Origin of the sequence: Pseudoclavibacter helvolus, assembly GCF_049707175.1 — a bacterium.
GTDB classification, from domain to species: domain Bacteria; phylum Actinomycetota; class Actinomycetes; order Actinomycetales; family Microbacteriaceae; genus Pseudoclavibacter; species Pseudoclavibacter helvolus_A.
Genome location: NZ_JBNAFM010000044.1, coordinates 1 through 509, shown reverse-complemented (window position 1 = coordinate 509; position 509 = coordinate 1). Strand labels below are relative to the sequence as shown.

Here is a 509-nt window from a genome sequence, read left to right as displayed (position 1 = left end):
ACGCGCACGAACCCGTCACACAGGAGCTTCGCCGCGAACGACGCGGGCACGGGCTCCCCGGTGTGCTCGAGATGCGGGACGTCTTCCGGCCGGGTCGCGCCGCCCGCGATTCCGACGTCGGTAGTCACGACCACCAGTGTGGGCGCTTCCCCACCAATCCGGGGCGCGTTCGGCGACTCAGCGTAACTGGCAAGCACGGACGCGAGCGCGTCGATGCGCCGCTGCGGGGTCGTACGAGTGTCCTCGAGCGGGAGATCACTCTCGGCGCTGCCATCGCGGCCGTTCGTGTCGCCGTCGACACTGACGCCGTCACAGCCGGTTCCGCTCCAGTCGGCATCGGCGCCGACGCCGTGACCGGTGCTGCCGCCGCCCCAGACTCCCGCGTCACGGTCCGCGCCCAGTGCCGGTGCGACCGGTTCCCCACACCCCGACGCGGCGGCGGCGGGGAACTCGACCGCCCGGCGGGGTGAGAGGTGCGCGTCCAGCACCGAGATCAGCTGATCGCCCTG

The 509-nt window shown here is 72.5% G+C and carries 1 protein-coding gene; it reads right to left on the bottom strand.

Annotation, left to right across the window (positions count from 1 at the left end):
- Positions 1-509, bottom strand: a 509-nt coding sequence (locus ACPYN9_RS17200; RefSeq protein ID WP_424468114.1) for a DUF222 domain-containing protein, incomplete at both ends; no start/stop codon positions are given.